Annotated in this window: 10 protein-coding genes; all 10 read left to right on the top strand. The window is 58.0% G+C overall.

Features of this window, described 5'->3' with window-relative positions; genetic code table 11:
- Positions 1–17: 17 nt before the first annotated feature.
- The 10 genes from XH81_RS30770 (at position 18) to XH81_RS30725 (ending at position 13,960) form a co-directional block, all read left to right on the top strand.
- Positions 18–1,112 carry a branched-chain amino acid ABC transporter permease gene (locus tag XH81_RS30770; protein ID WP_271596542.1) on the top strand — a complete coding sequence of 365 codons (1,095 nt, stop codon included), beginning with the start codon at positions 18–20 and terminating at the stop codon, positions 1,110–1,112.
- On the top strand, positions 1,099–1,833 hold the full coding sequence (locus tag XH81_RS30765; protein ID WP_271596541.1) for an ABC transporter ATP-binding protein: 735 nt from the start codon (positions 1,099–1,101) through the stop codon (positions 1,831–1,833). The genes XH81_RS30770 and XH81_RS30765 overlap by 14 nt, the downstream gene beginning before the upstream one ends.
- Positions 1,826–2,527 (top strand): branched-chain amino acid ABC transporter ATP-binding protein, encoded by a 702-nt coding sequence (locus tag XH81_RS30760; RefSeq protein WP_271596540.1) that lies wholly within the window; start codon positions 1,826–1,828, stop codon positions 2,525–2,527. Before XH81_RS30765 ends, XH81_RS30760 begins: the two co-directional genes overlap by 8 nt.
- Before the next feature lie 720 nt (positions 2,528–3,247).
- Positions 3,248–4,420 (top strand): Tm-1-like ATP-binding domain-containing protein, encoded by a 1,173-nt coding sequence (locus XH81_RS30755; RefSeq protein ID WP_271596539.1) that lies wholly within the window; start codon positions 3,248–3,250, stop codon positions 4,418–4,420.
- A complete protein-coding gene (locus XH81_RS30750) occupies positions 4,407–5,252 on the top strand; it encodes a phosphoenolpyruvate hydrolase family protein (RefSeq protein ID WP_271596538.1) in 846 nt (281 codons plus the stop codon). Before XH81_RS30755 ends, XH81_RS30750 begins: the two co-directional genes overlap by 14 nt.
- Positions 5,236–7,035 carry an FAD-dependent oxidoreductase gene (locus XH81_RS30745; protein ID WP_271596537.1) on the top strand — a complete coding sequence of 600 codons (1,800 nt, stop codon included), beginning with the start codon at positions 5,236–5,238 and terminating at the stop codon, positions 7,033–7,035. Before XH81_RS30750 ends, XH81_RS30745 begins: the two co-directional genes overlap by 17 nt.
- 534 nt (positions 7,036–7,569) lie before the next feature.
- Positions 7,570–7,938: a nuclear transport factor 2 family protein gene (locus XH81_RS30740; protein WP_271596536.1), complete on the top strand. Its 369-nt coding sequence runs from the start codon at positions 7,570–7,572 to the stop codon at positions 7,936–7,938.
- A 1,558-nt stretch (positions 7,939–9,496) separates the two neighbouring features.
- Positions 9,497–10,021: a hypothetical protein gene (locus XH81_RS30735; RefSeq protein WP_271596535.1), complete on the top strand. Its 525-nt coding sequence runs from the start codon at positions 9,497–9,499 to the stop codon at positions 10,019–10,021.
- Positions 10,018–10,635 carry a hypothetical protein gene (locus XH81_RS30730; protein ID WP_271596534.1) on the top strand — a complete coding sequence of 206 codons (618 nt, stop codon included), beginning with the start codon at positions 10,018–10,020 and terminating at the stop codon, positions 10,633–10,635. Before XH81_RS30735 ends, XH81_RS30730 begins: the two co-directional genes overlap by 4 nt.
- Positions 10,636–12,745: 2,110 nt before the next feature.
- On the top strand, positions 12,746–13,960 hold the full coding sequence (locus tag XH81_RS30725) for an EAL domain-containing response regulator (protein ID WP_271596775.1): 1,215 nt from the start codon (positions 12,746–12,748) through the stop codon (positions 13,958–13,960).
- Positions 13,961–14,386 lie beyond the last annotated feature (426 nt).

The following is a 14,386-nucleotide window of genomic DNA, read 5'->3' as shown; positions in this document are numbered from 1 at the left end:
GAACCACCAATAAAGCCATGAGCGCGGTAGAAAGGCCCTCGGTGCCCACACTAGAAGTCAATCTTGCAGCGGCCGAAATCGGTGAAACAGCCTTTGCAGGACGGGTTAGACCCGCGCGACGAGTCCTGCTCATCATCGAAGGGCTAGTGCTTATTGGAGCAATAGTGCTCCCGATGATGCTCCACGACTATCTTACGGTGTTTGCGACCCGCGTCCTGATCTTGGCGCTCTTCGCTCTCTCATTCGATCTAGTGTGGGGGTATGCCGGGATCATGAGTTTCGGGCAGGCCCTCTTCTTCGGCTCGGCAGGCTACGCCGTTGCGTTGCTTGCACGCGACCTCGACATCACCTCGATCCTTCTGGTGCTGCCCGCAGGCACACTGATCGGTCTCGTCTTCGCGTTGCTGCTCGGTGGTTTTCTCCTCCTCGGCAGGCATCCGGCCAGCGTGATCTTCGTTTCGCTCGGGACTCTTACCGGTGCCTATGCCGCCGATCGTCTCGCTCGCGGCTGGTACTACCTCGGTGGCCAGAACGGCATTCCCTCGATTCCGCCGATGACGCTCGGCACTTACGAATTCTCGGAAGGGCCGGTGTTTTACTATCTTGCACTGGGGCTTCTCGTCACTGTCTACCTGGCATGCCGCTTTCTGGTGCGCTCGCAGTTCGGACTCGCGCTCGCCGGCCTGCGCGAGAACGAGCAGCGCATCGCTTTCTTCGGATACAAGACACAACATTTGAAAGTCATAGTGTTCGCGATCGGCGGCGCCATCGCAGGCTTGGCCGGCAGCCTCTACGCTTCCCAGGAGGGTTTTGTCTGGCCCAATATGGTCGGCGTTGTTGTCTCCACCCAAGTCGTGCTCTACGTGCTGTTCGGCGGCTCGGGTACGCTGATCGGCGCGGTGATCGGAACGGCTATTGTCGAAGGCCTATCCTTTTGGCTGTCGGGCAATTACCGGGACATTTGGCCGATCATTTTGGGCCTGCTTCTGCTCGGCGTGATCCTATTCCGGCCCCTCGGACTTATCAGCATGATGCTCACGGAGCGCGAGCGCGTGGGCAGCTTCGCCGCGAAAGCGCAAAAGAAGAAGGCACAGCACCATGCCGCTTCTTGAAGCCGCAGGCATTCGCAAGATCTTCGGAAAACTTACAGCACTCGAGGGGGCGGCGCTCACCGTCGGCGAGAACGAGTTCCACGGATTGATCGGGCCAAATGGCTCGGGCAAGAGCACGTTGATGAAGTGCATAGCGGGGGCGGAGGTGCCAACGCAGGGCAAGGTCAGCTTCATCAATACAGATATTACTGCATTCACGCCCAGCGAGCGCTCCCGAGCTGGCATGAGCCTGAAGTTTCAAATCACATCGGTACTGCCAACCCTCACGCTCTACGACAATATCCTCCTCGCGCTGCAAGGGCATTGCTCGCTGCTTGATCTTGTCTTGTCGCGCAGCCGCAGACAGCTCCACGATCAGGTCATGATGATGTTGACCCAGTTCCGTCTCGCCGATCGTGCGTTCGATGCCGCCGCAACGCTTTCCCATGGCCAGCAGCAATGGCTAGAGATTGCGATGGCGCTCGCCGGCAAGCCACAGCTCCTGCTGTTGGACGAGCCTACCGGAGGCATGAGCCTTGAGGAGCGCCGCGTCACCGGCGAACTCTTGCGGCCCATCAAACAGCATTGCTCCATCGTCATCGTGGAGCACGATCTCGATTTCATCCGCGACATCTGCGACCGCCTCACGGTCCTTGACCAAGGTAGGGTGCTGGCGACAGGGAGCGTGGCCGAGATCCAGGCCAACAAAAGTGTCCAGGAGATCTACTTACGCCGTGCTTAAGAAACAGTTCCTCGACATAAGGCATCTTGACGCTGGGTACGGGCGCAGCCAAGTGCTGTTTGATCTGACCATCGGCATTCCCTGGCGAGGCGGTGTCGCCGTACTTGGCCGTAACGGTGCAGGAAAGACCACGTTGATGAAAGCCATTGTCGGCGAGCTACCAAGCTGGAGAGGCGAGGTGGTCTTTGATGGCCAGGCATTCAACCGTCTTCGAACTGAGCAGCGTGTGCGCGCCGGCATTGGCTATGTGCCGCAAGAGCACTCGGTGTTCGCACGCCTCTCGGTGCGGGATAATCTCGCGGTGGGATCACTCTTTAACACCAACGCTTCAGCGATTGACCGCGTCCTGACGATGTTTCCTAAGCTCGGCCACCGCCTTGATCAGGCAGCGGGCACACTTTCGGGTGGCGAGCGTAAGATGCTAGCGATCGGGCGCGCCCTACTGGGAGACCCAAAACTATTGCTGCTAGATGAGCCGACCGAGGGAGTTTGGATCGGGGTGATCGAGGAGATCACCGAACGCTTGACGGAACTCGCGAAGGAGATCGCGGTCATCATTGTCGAGCAGCACCTCGATCTCGCATTGCGGGTCGCGGACCACGCATACATACTCGATCGTGGCCGCATCGCGCTGCAGGGCGCAGCAGGGGACGTCCGCGGTAATCCCGAACTTCTGCGGTACCTCGCGCCGTAAGTGTCTAACCTCAGTCCTGGATAGAGCCACTTCCAGCCTTTCGCTACGCGACCTGACTGCGCAAGGCCTCGCAGTTCGGGACCGGCCCAAGCGCTGTCCGAGCAAGGCGAGAGTGCCCGCGGAACCCATTGCGGCATCTTACGGCAGCAGCCGAGGTACCCCTCAACCTGCTTGTATCCAATCCATAGGTCGGATGCCTGATTGATTCGCTGATCACGGCCATAGTGAGCACTGTTCTGACGAACCTGGTGCTCAGCAAAGAGTCTCAATTGGTTAGTTGGCTCAAGAGTTGCCAATCGGCGGATCGGCACGATCGCAAGCTCTGCTCCGGCCGCGCTGACTTTTCGCTTGTCTGGAAAGGACAAGCAATGATGTCTGCCAACCGAGCAAATTTTCGCGCTCATCAGCACCGACTTCGCATTGTTCGAGAATGACGACGCAGAAGTAGTGAGGTGCATGGGGGAGCCTGAACGGCTCGCATAGACGCCGCGCCGTGGTCTCGGCAAGGCACTTAGACCTTCGGTGATCTCCAACTGATGCATCTACCCAACTTTACCCAACTCCGCCCGCCTCCGTTCTTATGCTCCGTTTTCAGTCATCCTAGACCACGAGAGATTAGAATGGTCCGGGAGAAAGATCGTGTCTCACCATCGCGCGGACGACCAAGAGGCAGTCCGGGATGGTAACCTATCCAAAAGTCCTGCTTCTGCATCGCCGGCAGTGGCGATTGTCGCCACGCTGGACACCAAGGGTCGCGAGGCCTCTTTTCTATCCGACATAATCCAAAAATTCGGTCGAAAGACCGTCCTGATCGATATCGGCACATCGTCGGGAGGCAAGGCTATCGATTCTGCGAGGCGCTCGCTTTCACCTGCTGAGCTCCTGACACAGATCGCCGCGTCGACCCGTGCGAAGGTGGCTGAGCTTGGAGGCAATGGCATAATCGACGCCATTGTGGCCGTTGCGGGAGGGAAGGGGAGCGCCGCCTTCGGCGAGATCGTCTCCGATTTGCCGTACGGCTTTCCAAAGCTGCTGGTGACAAGTGCGCGGCCTGCGCTTCTCGCTGAACTGGCAACCCATCACGACATCATATTGTACCCGACGCTGGTCGATCTCTTTGGTGTCAATGCCTTCACGGCAAAAGTGCTGGAGAATGCAGGGCGGGCGATCTCCGCCATGCACTATCAATCCAACAATAGCAAACGCGAGCGGAAGATCGTTGCGATCACAGCCTTTGGCGTGACGACGCCTGCGGCAGATCAGTGCGTGTCCCTACTTGCCGATGCCGGTCTGCACGCGATCGTGTTTCCAGCCAACGGAGCCGGTGGCCGGAAGATGGAGCAGCTGATCGCTGCCGGCGAATTTGATGCAGTGATCGACCTGACTACGACGGAGTTGGCCGATGAACTCGTGGGAGGCACGGCCAGTGCGGGCCCCGATCGGCTCAAGGCGGCTGCGCACCAACAGATCCCGCAAGTGATCGCGCCCGGCGCCGTTGACATGGTTAACTTCGGTCCGCCCTCCAGCGTACCCGATAGATTCCGAAACCGGCGCTTCTACTCCCATACGCCCTACACAACTCTCATGCGTACGACGCCGGCCGAGAACACTGATATCGGCGCGCTTACGGCCGAGCGGCTGTCGCAGGCTAAGGGGCCTGCCATTGTGCTTTGGCCGGCTAAAGGTGTGTCGGACTACGACCGGGAGGGTGGCGTATTTCGAGACGCGGAAGCCGACCACGCTTGGCTTGAGGCAATCAAGACCAATGTCCGGCCAGAGATCACAGTCCGCGAGCTCAGCTGCCACATCAACGACCGTGAATTTGCCGAGACCGCCGTGACGTGGATCGTCGAGCAGCTCGGACTCGGAGGCTTTTCTCGTGCAAATATTTGATCGCGCGGAAATTCTTTCGAGGATCGCAGCCCAAGTTGCGGACCGAAAGGCGATCCTTGCCGCGGCCAGCAGCTGTGGGTTGGTCGCCAAATGCGCCGCGCTCGGGGGAGCCGATATGCTGGTCGTCTACAGCACAGGTCTGTCGCGGCTCATGGGCCTTCCCACCAGTCGCATCGGCGATTCCAATGCCCGTACGCTTGAGCTCGCTGCGGAAATTCGAAACGTCGTATCTTCTGTGCCTGTGATTGGGGGCGTTGAAGCCTGGGATCCTCTCCGGCTTGATCTTGATGCCCTTCTAGACAAGTTCTCCGCTGCCGGCTTCTCCGGCGTCATCAACTACCCGACCATCTCCACCATGGGGGAAAAATGGCGTGACCGCCGCGGCCGTGTCGGGCTCGGCTTCGAGCGCGAGCTTGAGTTGATTGCGACTGCTCGCAAGAAGAACATCTTCTCGCTCGCCTACGTCGCAAGCCCAGAAGACGCCAAGCTCATGGCGAGCAGAGGAGCGGACTGCATTGTCCCTCATGTCGGCGCTACCCGCGGCGGTCTGGCGGGCCACGAGGATGGACAGCCGATCCAGGAGGCGATCAGGAGCATCAACGAGATCAACGCGGCAGCCAAGGCGGTTCGGTCAGACATCATTCTTCTCTGCCACGGCGGCGCAATCGCCGAGCCGCAGGACACGTATGAAGTTTATCGGTCGACCGATTGTGTCGGCTTCGTTGGCGCCTCCTCCATCGAACGGATCCCAATCGAACGTGCAGTGAAGACGGCGGCAGAGGAATTTAAGGCCGTTCCTCTGCCCCGGCAAACTGATGTTCATCGCAAATAAAGAAGAAACCGGGATGAAAAAGCCAATCAGCCAATCAGGCATGGAAACCAGGACAGCGCTTCCCCCAGCGGGCAGATCGCCGGAGTATCGCGAAACTGATCTCCTCGTGATCGGTAGCGGTGCGGCCGGTCTGTCCGCCGCTCTCTATGCGGCGAAAGCTGGACTACGGGTGATCGTCTGCGAAAAATCGCCGCGCCTCGGCGGAACGACAGCTCTTTCTAACGGCATGATCTGGGTGCCCTGCTCGGTTCAAGCGCGGTCCGCGAAAATCGACGACTCACTCGCCAAGGCTCGGACCTATCTTCAGCATGAGCTTGGCAATCACTACCGGCCGGACTTTATCGAAGCCTATTTAGAGGACGGTCCAACCGCGCTTGCTTCGCTTGAGCACGGGAGTGAGGTCAAGTTCACGCTGGCCCCAGCGCCCGACTATCACTCCAGCCAAATCGGTGGCGCAGACAAGGGTAGGGCGCTCAGCCCTGCGCCCTATGATGCGCGCCTTCTCGGCAAAGACTTCGATCTCATCGGAGATCCCATTCGGGTTGTACTCGGAGGGATGATGATCTCGTCCGGTGAAGTCCGAAGCTTTCTCAATCCGTTTCAATCCATCTCGTCCCTCAAGCACGTCTTGCGTCGCGTGAGCCGCTACGCACGCGATCGGCTGAGCTACAGGCGCGGTACGGAATTCAGTGGAGGCAACGCGTTGATCGCACGCTTGCTGGTGAGCTTGCGCAAGCTCGATGTCGAAATATGGCCGACGTCTCCTCTTCTTGAACTCATCAAGGAGGATGGGCGAGTCACAGGTGGAATCGTGAAACATGCCGGTTCCGAGGTACGCGTGCGTGCTTCCCATGGCGTCATCCTCGCAACGGGTGGCTTCGCCCGCAACGCACAGCTGAGAGCGGAGCTGAGCGGACCACATCAGCATGACGATACGCTGGCTCATCCCGATGTCATGGGCGATGGCATTGAGCTTGCAAAGAAGGTCGGAGCCGCAGTCGACAAGGATGTCGCGTCCGCAGGCTTCTGGACACCGGTATCGATTCTCAAGACGGGCAGCACCTCACGGGTGGTCCCGTATGGTTGGCTCGATCGCGGACGTCCCGGCGTCATTGCAGTCGCGCCGAACGGGCGCCGGTTCGTAAATGAGTCCAACTCTTACCATGACATCTGCCTGGCGATGTTCGCTAACGGATACCCCACAGACAAGCGGTTCTATTTCGTCTGTGATTCCGATTTCGTTCGCCTCAGAGGCATGGGGCATCTGTTGCCGTGGCCATGGACGATAAGCATCGGCAAATACGCTCGGCTTGGATATATCAAGGTGGGCCGAACAATCCCAGAGCTCGCCCGAGAAATCGGGCTCCCCCCCGACGTGCTCGAGAGGACGATCGAGGAGCACAACACCCATGCCGTCATAGGGATCGATCCACTCTTCAAACGCGGCGAGTCGACCTTCAACCGCACGCTTGGAGATCCAAGGGTCGGAACCAAGAACCCAAATCTAGGACGGATCCGAAAGGGCCCCTTCGTGGCGCTGCCGATTGTTCCGGCAACGCTGGGCACTGCGTTGGGCCTCGCGACTGATAGCTGCGGCAAAGTTCTCGATGGTCAACGCAGGCCGATCCAGGGTCTCTACGCCTGCGGCAACGATATGACATCGCCAATGCGCGGAATCTACCCCGGAGCAGGGATTACAATCGGTCCTGCGATCGTCTTCAGCTACCGCGCCGTGGCGGATATACTCGCCGCCTCAAGCACGAAGAATCGCGTAGCATCCTAAATGAAGGAATGCGATTGCTGTCCTAGCTTCTCTCGAGGTTGTATATGCTCGGTGTCTCGTTCAAGCTGGATGGCTGATGTGGGCAAGGAGCGCCATTGTTAGCCTCTCTGGCTTGATGCCAGGGCGCCAAACAACGAGAGGCCGCCGCGCGCATGGGAATCTCTCGAGTGTTATGTTCTCCGCGCGACTTGGTCTTGGTCGACGAGTGATGATAAAGAGCCGCGACGATCCGCCTCCTCTTCCAATTACCGATGATGCCTGACCTCGGCGCGGCCTGCACACACAATCGGACGATACATTTCTGCATGGCCAGCATCCGCTCCGACACACGCAGCTCGCCACGCGCCGCGGCTACTATCTGGAAGAGACGCGTGCAGCTATGACCGCGGCGACATTGCCGGCTCTTCGGGTGGAAGACCGGCAAAAAAGCTGGCGATTCGGAAAAGGAATTTAACCGTCTGTGGACTACGTCGGGCGAACAACCGGCGCGCTGCGCAACCTGAATGTCTTCCATTTGGGGGGGGCTGTTTGAATATGAACGATGTGACGCCTGACGTGCGCGCATTCTTGGTGCTCTGGGCGCAAGCCTTCAACGCTCACGACATCGAGAAGCTGGCAGCCTTATACGCACCTAGCGCCGTGCTCTACGGTACAACGAGCCCGGAGCTCCATTCGGGGGCAGAAGAGATTCGCACCTATTTCCGTAACACGGATTCGGTGAGTTTTGAGACGTGGCGTTCCGTCAGATTAGGGGATGGCCTCGTTCTGGTTGTGGGCAATTACGTCTTTTCGCAATCTTCGAAAGACGACGTTGGGACGATACCGGCGCGCTTTACCCTCGTACTCTGCCACAAAGACAGCTCGTGCCAGATCTTGCATCATCATTCGTCCCGCAGACCCTGATGGTTCGCTCTGGCGACTTTGCCCCAACCGAAGGGCATGGGATAGTACGTCCAAGCCTTCCCACTACCTGTGATCGCTTGAAATACGGGCGTAAACCCTCTTCGCACCACAATTGTTACTCTGCCTCGAAGGTCAGAATTCTTCCGTGACCGTGGCGTGTTTCGCGACGATCTTAGCCCCGATCGCGGCTGGTTCGATGGCTTCTGGCATGTAGCCTCGGAAAAGCGCTTACGGAATTGGCAAACAATTGTCGTCCCTCATGGTTGGTGCTTGTCCTCGTCAGAGCTATCGTTGTCGCTCACTCACTCTCACTCTCTCTCTCTCTTTCTCTCTCTCTCTCTTTCTCGTTGAGAAATCCTTCCCCGGCGGCCAGGCAGCGTTGCATCGTCGCCCAGCGACAGCAACACGTATTTTGAAACGGGTGGGTGTCCGGCTTCTCCATGGCTGGTTTGGCGGATCACGACGGCCAATTCTTTTGGTGAGCCTTGTGATCCCATTGTTGTGCCATTGAGGGCGAGAAACGCACGATGACCGCAAAGTGCTCTCAGTTCTGGGTGCGGAATCCAAAATGTGTATCCGCCGGTCGGCAAAGCCGAAAGTCCCACCTCGAGGCTGAAACCTCTGCCGCGTAGGCGGCGGATCTTACGAAATTGGCTCTGATCGCTGAGGTCGCTCGTCCGACTTACCCAAGCTTACCCCGATGCTCGCCTCAAGCCCGTGACCCAGGCGAGATCGTCTGGAACAATGGCGACTAGAAGCAAAGACTTCATCCCATGGCTCTAACCATGTTCTAGTCCGCGAACGCGATTCATTCTCCAGACGCGATCGGAAATGAGTCGGCAGTATCAAAAGGGGCGATGACGAGATTCTGTTTAGTTCTTCCGCTCCGCTGGCAGGCCGGTCGTCTGCTTCCTCCCTAGACTTAGCCCGCTGTTGGAGAAATCCGGCAGCGGCCTTTTTTAAAGTGTGCCGGCTGCGCCATTTATTCGTGCGTACCTCACGAGGTAGTTCGCTGAAGTTGTAGCGGGGTGCCATGGAAGTGCGTGCAACTCGCAGCGTTGTTGAGTTTCGTATTGGCACAAATCAGTGACGAGATGGCTCATCTCGAATGAGCGAGTTTCTTTGTAGGCCGTATTACTTCGCCTCCGGGCAGAGAGGCGCCGGAATTGGTCAAGCCATCGCGATAAGTCGACGAAAATATGCCGATGAACTGCGCTAGTGTGCCAGTTAAACTCAATTACTCCGATACAATTTATGAGGTCATAGAGGTCGGCCTGGTACGGCAGCGCGATATCCCTAGTGTGGTGCAATCTGAACCTTAACGTCGCACCGCAGACGTACTTGTTGTCATGTTGTAAGTCCACATTCGCCAGGTTGGTATGGGCTATCCTTTTCTTTCGGGCGGGCTGATAAGCTCAGGGGCGATGCTTTGCTACACGCGTCATTATGGCCACCACAAACCGGAAAATCCGCAGGCCGCAGACTAGAGTTCGGCTGTTGCGCACACCGGTCTTGTAAATCTCTCAACATCTAACAATCAGAATTATTGAGGCAAATCATGCCGTTTACTGACGTCGTGCCCGTTGGCACGTCAGAAGACAACCTTCTCGAAGTCCTGGAAAGGATTAAGGACGAACTCGAGTCGGATTCGAGGCTTGTTGAGCGCTGCCGAAGTCATGTTCCTGCCATGCAGGTCATGTCGCGAGACGAATCAACGATTCTGATCAAAGGCACATTCGACGAGGGGCTGCGAAAAATGATGCTCGCACTCGGCAGGGATCCTTCATCGATTGAGTTCGAGGTATCTATCTCGTTATCGTCCGGCACGACCTTGGTTTACACGGCAAGTGATGCTCGCAGCATGGCTAGTTCTCGGGCAATCATGGAGCATATCGAGCGGGAGCTGGACGGTATTCTCGATAGGTTCTTCAGCAATATAACTTATAACGCGCGCAAGGCCCGCGCGAAGGAGTACATCAAGAAATATCTCCCCAAAAAGCTCGGGCCGATGATCCGTGCGCTGGATCTTAACGGTGAACAGGGAACCGTGAAAAAGGTTGTCACGGTCATCAGCCGTAAATGAACGCATTTCCGAACGATTGGTTTTTCATTCGACGTATGCTCGACACGATCGGCTCGCGAACGCTCTTCGTGTACGTCTACGGTGCCACGTTCATCACTTGGTTCATTGGTGTCGTTCAGAGTTGGGGCTTCGATTTGAGGTTTCCACATCAGTGGATGCTGATGTTCCTCTGCGGCCTTTGCTATTTCGCAGCCGCCCGAATCTACCTGACCTGGGGGCCGGGCGTGGGCAGCCCGGATTATGCTCAGCTTTATCTGCAAGAGACTGACTTTACGTCCCGGATCAAGGCAGCTTTGGAATCGCGTATCCGTGCGGAAACCGAAATAGATGCAGCAGAGTACGGCAGTTTGCTTAGGAAGATTGGCTCCTTAGATCTCGTCCAAGGAGATAGAGAGGCAATTCTGCGCCATGTGAAGGATACTTACATCGGCGCTCGCGTGATTGAGATCGTCGCAAGGGAGTATGGATCGATATTGAAACAGTCGAGTGCGACGGGCCGACTAACGCAGTTTCGGCAGGCCCAAATATTCTGCTATGGGCTTATATACCTTTCCATTGCTCTCTCTGCTGCCAACTACGCGATCACCATCTGGAAGGTCGTCTCTAAGGCGTAGGTGACCATCTTCCTTCAGGCCAAGAGATTCGCGCAGCACACGTGCGAACTCGGCTGCGACCTGCGGCGTAACTTCCCTGGCCCCCACTCTCTGCGCAGCCCGCAGGATTGCCTTGGTATCCCTGTCCATCCGTCCCCCTGGGCTCAATTGTCCCGCAAGTGTTGGACGCAGTACAAATGAAGGGTGAAAGGCGAATCGTTGCCTTGACCTCCCTATTCTGCCACTAAATGTTGTAAGAACTGATTACCTTGGGTGGAGATATGGGGAATGAACAGGTTTTTTAATGTCAAAGCTGCAGGTCGTGCACCAATGCTTCGAGGCCCAGCTCGGGCCAGGTTAGTCCAAGGTTGCAGGAAAGCAGCTCTGGCCCCGCTTAACGTGCTTACGACGGGCTCACGATGATCGACCACGCCCTGGCGCGAGAGACCGATTGCCCTTGGCAGCGCAGGGACGAACCTGCAGAAGCGCACGCAGGTTGAGGAGGCGGCCCGGCTCGGCGGAATGTCGGCGGTAGAGGCGCCGACACCGTCGGTCGACGGCAACGCATCCCTCATAAAGCCTTGGGACACTCGATAAGCGCTCGGCCCATTCGACCAAATTCTGATCGCATGACGGCAGGCCGCCGGCGGCAGCATCATTTGGTTTTCGTTGCCCCGAATGACTGTCCGCGATTGCTGTTGCGAAGCAGCGACACACCAAACTTCATCAGAGCCGCGCAAAATCAAGTACCAAAAAGAGCTCACGGATCAGTCTCGCACAGCCCGCTACCGACCGTTCGTCGCATCTTCGCGCGGTCACCGCGAAACTGGTCATGCTTCTTCAGCGCACGCCCAAATGTTGGCGATGTTCTTAACAAGTACCAAAATGCCGCACCGGCCGGTGCAGTGTGCGGCACCCCGTCGCCGGTTGGCTGCGACGGGGACATCCCACCTGTTATCCACCACATCGCAGTGAGTAGCCGAAGCAGCGGACATCGTGGTGAGGCGGCGCGGTTGTCAGCGCCAATTCGGTCGTATCCGGCGCGGCGGAGCCTATCAGAGCGCATGGCCAAAAGCGAGAATGTCGGCTGCGAATAGCCCGACCTGAGTGTGGCTAGTGCCCTCGGCAGAGCGGACGCGTGAATATCCGCTCGCCAATCTAGCTTGCGGGCTTCAACAAGCCGGCTCTAGGCAGGTTCTCCAAAGGGCATTCTGGAGCTCATTTTTGTGACCGGCATGCAACTTGCTGAAAGATCCGAAGGCGAGCGAGGCTTTGCGACAGCAGTGACATCATTCCCCAATGACGCCAACACGGCGCACCGTGAAGATTGTAAGAGACGGCGCAATTGTGAGGATGCTGACAAACGCTAAACATGCCGCCGCCGGGGTCCGCGACGCGATCGCGCGTTTGGTCCGCCGGGTCCTGCGATTTCTTACTCGGCTTTCCGAGCAAATTGCGCCATTCGGGCCAATCGATCCAGGCCTCGATGGGGCGCGCCGTGAGCCGCCAACAAGCGATCCGGCAGGCGGTCTGAATGGCACACCTGGACCGCAAAGCGCCAAGCTCATCGAAGCAGCCGGATCGAGGGAAGTAAGTAAGGCCAACGACAAACCGTTTCACTCACACTAGGAGTTTCGGATGGATCATCAGGCTTGTCGTGTGCATGCGCCTGTTCAGCTGGTTTTTCAAGATGCCCGTAAGACGAAGCGTAAGTTCGTGGTGGATCTGTTCCGGCAAGTGTTCGCGAGGTAAGAGCGCGATGCTTACGCCCTTTCCATTTTGGCGAACAGAAAGACAAAGCGGAGTGCGGCCCCTTTCCGCCATCGGTTGTAAAGGTGCTATCGGGCAGGCGGCCGCGCTGCCGCTGCCGCCCTGGCTGCTGTGCGAGGGGCAACCTCACAATCGAGGACAGAGGTTGACCAACGGCTAGCTTGAAAATTCAAGGCCGATGAGTGCGTGCGATGGCGCCGGATGGGACAAACGTAAACATTTTGCAAAGCCGGTCTCGACGATTCTACGAATGAAGGCTGCTTTAAGCTTACCTGGACTATTCAACAATCGTGCTGAACCTCTCCATATTTTAGCCGGGCCCGCCGTTAACACACCGCCGCGAAACGGGGAGTGGTTTGCGATGGACAATGTGATTGGTGAGATTGCGGGACCGAGGCTGAAGACGTTCGGGCGGCGCAAGATGACGCCGCGCGTATGCGTGGTGGACAGCAAGCGCCATCTGCGCGCTTTCATGAGCGAGGTGCTAGAGGATCTCGGCTTCGTCACCAGCGGATGCAGTAGTGCGAGCGAGCTGCGAGCTATACTCGCCGCCGATCTGCCGGACCTGATTCTGCTTGGCATTGCCGCCGATCGCGTCGAGCCTGGCCAATTCCTGGAGGTTCTCGTACGCATGGGATTCCAGGGCAAGGTTCTCGCTGTCGGCGCGCGAAATTCGATTGTCGTGAAGGCGGTGCAGCAGGTCGGCGGAGAATATGGGCTTGGAATGTTGCCGCCGCTCACGACGCCCTTTGCGGCCGACACACTCCGCGAGCGCGTTACGATGCTGCTGCCCGAGGAGCCGGCCCCGAGCCCGGCGGTGCATGTCGGCGAGGCGCTACATGGGGGGTGGCTCGAGCTGTGGTATCAGTCGAAAGTTGACACCCGCTCGCTGGTTCGCCGTGGTGCCGAGGCGAAGGTGCGCATGCGACACCCGACCTGGGGCGTGGTCCCGCCAGCGTATTTCATTCCGGAGGGGCATGACCCATTTTTCTGCGAATTGTCCGAGTTCGTGATCGAGCGCGCCCTGCAGGACTGGCATTATCTCTTGGAACGGCAGACCGCGGTCGATCTATCGATCAACCTGCCGGCACCGTATCTGAGAAAGCCGCAGGCCGTCCGCGACCTCTGCCGCCGGATGCCGATGCATCCGGCCTTTGGCGGGCTGACGATTGAGATCGCCAGCAATGAGGCGATCAATGATCTCGAGTTTCTAGCCGAGATCGCTCGCGAGATGAGCTTTCACAATATCGGTCTGTCGATCGACAATCTCGGCGCCAATTGGCCGGAGCTGATGGGACTGGACAGGAGTCCCTTCATCAAGCTGAAAGCCGACCGGCAATTCGTGGCCGGCTGCGGCCGTGACAGGCTAAAACGCACGGTGTGCCGTCACATCGTCGAGCTCGCACAGGGCTACGGCGCCCGCGCCGTCGCGGAAGGCGTCGAGAGCGGGGCTGATCTGGCGACCGTGAGCGAGCTCGGTTTTGACCTCGTCCAGGGCTATCTGTTCGGCAAGCCGATGCCGCTGAAGAAGTTTGCTCAAGCCGCTTTGACACCGACCATGATGCGGCAGGAGTGAGCGGCGGCGGCTTACACATAGCGTAGCGCGGAGAACACGGGAATGATCAGCAGCGTTGCCGCAACGACTATCATGTGATGTAGCGCACACTGAGATCATACGTCCATATGGAATTGGCCGGGGCGCTCGTGGAACAGCTTCTGTTCGTGCGACGGATTGCAGTCTGGAGCCGGCGATCACCTAAAGCGGGATGGAGCTAGTCTGAAGCGGTTTTGGATCTCCAATCAGCGCGTTCCGATTCACCATGCTGGCCAGATAGGAAGCGGGCATGGATGAGCAGGCCATATTCTCTGGATTTTCGAAAGGATGTCGTAGCCGCGATTGAGGACTGTTGTCCCGCAATCGGGCCGCCAAGCAGATTGGGGTGGCCGACAGCACGGCGATTGGCTGCTTGTTTAGACCCGCGCGCTGAAACCGGCAGCGTTG

Source organism: Bradyrhizobium sp. CCBAU 25360 (assembly GCF_028128695.1).
Lineage (GTDB): Bacteria > Pseudomonadota > Alphaproteobacteria > Rhizobiales > Xanthobacteraceae > Bradyrhizobium > Bradyrhizobium ottawaense.
The sequence above is the reverse complement of the archived record's forward strand: the minus strand, read 5'-3'. Positions and strand labels throughout refer to the sequence as shown.